The organism is Niastella sp., assembly GCF_045805085.1.
Lineage (GTDB): Bacteria > Bacteroidota > Bacteroidia > Chitinophagales > Chitinophagaceae > Niastella.
Genome location: NZ_JBJMLX010000534.1, coordinates 1 through 2,931, shown reverse-complemented (window position 1 = coordinate 2,931; position 2,931 = coordinate 1). Strand labels below are relative to the sequence as shown.

Sequence of the window (2,931 nt, the reverse complement as noted above, 5' to 3'; positions counted from 1 at the left end):
GGGTGTATGGTGATACAGTTTCTTGTATTCGTATTTATATTGATAACGCAGGGCCGACAGATCGCTCAATACAGCTGAAGCGGTAGGGAAGCTACCTGCTCCTTTGCCATAAAAGAATTGTTTATCGGCAAAACCGCTCTCGATCACCACGCCATTGTATTCGTTCTTTACAAATGCCAGGTGATCTTCGTGTTTAATAAATTGAGGTAATACAAAGGCGGCCACTTTTCCATTCTCCAGTTTCTTTGCCTGGGCTACCAGTTTAATATCGTTGTGTTTTTCAGCAGCTACAGAGGCATCGCCTGCATGAATATCCTGAATGCCGTTGAACACCAGGGCATCGGGTGGAACCACAATACCATAAGCGTGCGTAAGCAGGAAGTTCCATTTATTGGCGGCATCAAAACCTTCCACATCGAGCGTTGGATCGCTTTCAGCAAAACCTAATTGTTGCGCCAGTAACAAGGCCTGTTGAAAATCCAGCTTGTCTTCAAACATTTTTGTAAGAATGAAGTTGGTACTTCCGTTAACAATGGCTTTTATGGAGTGTAACAGGTCATTGTCGTAATATTCTTCCAGGTTGCGGATCACAGGGATGGAAGCGCAGGCCGCGGCTTCATACAGGAAGGAGCGCTCTGTTACTTTTTGTAAACCGAGTAATTCCGGCAAATGCTCGGCGATCATTTTTTTGCTGGCGCTCACCACATCTTTACCATTCTTCAATGCAGTAGAAACTATTTCAAATGCAGGTTCCGATTCATTGATCACTTCCACGATCACGTTGATCTCAGGATCATTCAGCAGCGCATCTTTATCGGTGGTGAACAAAGAGTCGGGGGCGTTGCGTTTTTTTTCGGGGTTCTTTATACAGACCTTCTTAATGCTGGCTTTCAGTGAGGGGGTTTGTTGCAATACTTTGTACAAACCTTCCCCTACTACACCAAAACCAAATAAACCAATTGTGAGTGACTTGTGTGCGTCCATATGTATAATTTGAAATTGTGTTTACTTTTTTGTTTAATATGGCTATACTTTCCTTTTCCTTTAACAGGGAACTGCTTCATTAGCAGTGGTTTTAACAAGGGTATTGGTTTTTTCCAATGCCTGTTGCAGGTCTTGCAGCAGGTCGCCGGCATCTTCCAATCCAATACTTAAGCGTATCAGGCTGTCGGTAACACCAGCGGCCTGGCGTTTTTCGGCCGGAATGGTTTTATGCGTCATGCTGGCAGGATGGCTCACCAGGCTTTTGATACCACCCAGGCTTTCCGCCAGTTTAAATAAACGGGTGCTGGTAACAAATGCAGTAGCGGCTTCTGCATTATCCTGTTTAAGTGAGAAAGAAACGATACCGCCAAACCCTTTGCTTTGTTTTTTTGCAATGGCATGGTTGGGATGGTCTTTCAACCCGGGATAATATACTTTATCTACAGCCGGATGTTGTAGCAGAAATTCAGCTACTTCCTGGGCGCTGCGGCAGTGTTGCTGCACACGCAGGTGCAAGGTTTCAATTCCGCGGATCACCAGCCAGCTATCGAAGGGGGCCAGAATAGCGCCACAGGCGTTTTGATAGAACTTCAATTTATTACCCAGCTCTTTTTCTTTGGTTACTACCAGGCCGGCTATAAGATCGCTATGGCCGCCGAGGTACTTGGTAGCGGAATGCACTACAATATCAGCTCCCAGTAAAAGAGGTTGTTGTAATGCGGGTGAAGCAAAAGTGTTATCCACGCAAAGTAAACAGTGGTTGGCTTTGGCGATCTGCGCAATAGCTTCAATATCGCTGATCTTTAAAGTAGGGTTGGTGGGTGTTTCCAGCCAAATGAGTTTGGTGTTGGGAGTAATGGCGTTGAACACTTTTTCCGGATCGGTAGTGTCAACAAAATTGATGGTAACCCCGAACTGCTGATATACCTGGGTAAATAACCGGTAGGCACCACCGTAAATATCATCTACGGCAACGATCTCATCGCCGGGGCGTAACAGTTTGGCGACGGCATCAATGGCGGCCAGTCCGCTGGAGAAAGCAATACCAACCTGTCCGCCTTCAAGTTGAGCGATCAGGTCTTCCAACGTGGCCCGCGTGGGGTTGTTGGTGCGTGAATAATCGTAGCCTTTGTTAACACCAGGCGCCTCCTGTACAAAGGTGGATGTTTGATAAATAGGTACAGATACGGCGCCGGTCAGTGGATCAACAGGGATGCTGTGAATGAGTTGTGTTGTCGCTTGCATGATAAACATTTTTTTGCTGCAGTTGTACCATGTACATGACATGGATTGCAGCGTTTGATTAATTTGTTTAGACAGTTGTTCGCGGCAGCACTTATCAAGAGGAGTTCTTACAGGAGGAGATGATTTATTGTATTCCTATTCGAACCCTGAGCAGAGTCGAAGGGGCATACATAGGTACAATAAAAAAGCTCTTCCGTAAGTCAGAAGAGCTTTCAATATGTTGAATATCAGTATTGTAGAAGCTTGTATCTGACTTATCTGTCCCGCCTTCCGCGGGATGGAGTTGGCACCTTACAGCGGTTTTTTCAAACCAGCATGCAGGTTGTCAAGGCTTCATAGGGCCATTTCCCTCAGCCTTTCTTGATAAGCGATGTATAAAGAACTGGTGCAAAGATAATGACGGGATTCAAATTGTCAAATTTCTTTTTAAAGCACGCTTTAGAACAATTAAAAAAGCTGCCCCGTGATGAGACAGCTTTTTATATAAGATCATTATGTACAAATTAATTAAAGCGATAGCCGACAGAAACACCAAAGCCGGTGTTTTTGACTTTTGATCTGGAGGAACCTTCAACTTTTGTAGCAATACTGCTCATGCCCAATTGTGCATTGAGCTGGAATGAGACTTTATTACTGAGTTCATATCCTGCCAAAAAGTTTAGACCCAAATCCATGCGTCTTACATATATGTCTCTTGAAGCT

General features: G+C 44.8%; 2 protein-coding genes, 1 pseudogene and 1 riboswitch. All 3 genes and pseudogenes read right to left on the bottom strand.

Translation table 11 applies throughout. The annotated features are described in order from the left end of the window. Positions 1-984: homoserine dehydrogenase (locus ACJ751_RS27815; RefSeq protein ID WP_407748808.1), on the bottom strand; the 984-nt coding region annotated here is incomplete at its 3' end. Positions 985-1,044: 60 nt separating this feature from the next. Beyond that, a complete protein-coding gene (locus ACJ751_RS27810) occupies positions 1,045-2,229 on the bottom strand; it encodes a cystathionine gamma-synthase (RefSeq protein ID WP_407748807.1) in 1,185 nt (394 codons plus the stop codon). A 251-nt stretch (positions 2,230-2,480) separates the two neighbouring features. Further along, a riboswitch (SAM riboswitch) is annotated at positions 2,481-2,599 on the bottom strand. Between the two features lie 133 nt (positions 2,600-2,732). Next, positions 2,733-2,931, bottom strand: a pseudogene (locus ACJ751_RS27805) (PorT family protein); the annotation flags it as partial.

Excerpts from the sequence above, each read along its gene's own strand:
- ACJ751_RS27810 (WP_407748807.1), bottom strand. The coding sequence starts at position 2,229 with ATGCAAGCGACAACACAACTCATTCACAGCATCCCTGTTGATCCACTG.